General features: G+C 52.7%; 1 pseudogene. It reads left to right on the top strand.

The features are described from left to right. Window positions 1-330, top strand: a pseudogene (locus AC1M9C_RS14985) (type VI secretion system tip protein VgrG); the annotation flags it as partial.

Below are 330 nucleotides of genomic sequence, written 5' to 3'. Positions count from 1 at the left end.
TTGATGAAGCCCAACCGATTGTACCGAGCAACAACAGCCCGATCGAAGCACAAAAGCTCCGCCTGATTGACGACAACAGCCAATACCAAGCGCTTAACCGACGCAACATCCGCTACCACCGTAGTGATGCGACAGAACAATTTGATAGCATCACCAGTTTTATCGGACAACGTAGCCTACAACCCACAGCAGTCCACCTACAACGCTGGCAAGCCACAGCCCTCGAACAAGAAGAAGGCGCAGGCTCAGTCCAAAGCAAACACCAACACAGTGACCACCAAGACAATGCCAGCCTAGGCCTCGAACAAGCATGGCACATCAGCCCTGCAT

The sequence above is a fragment of the Acinetobacter sp. 24-47-39 genome (assembly GCF_056783825.1).
Note: the sequence above shows the minus strand (reverse complement) of the source record. Positions and strands in the feature narration are given on the sequence as shown.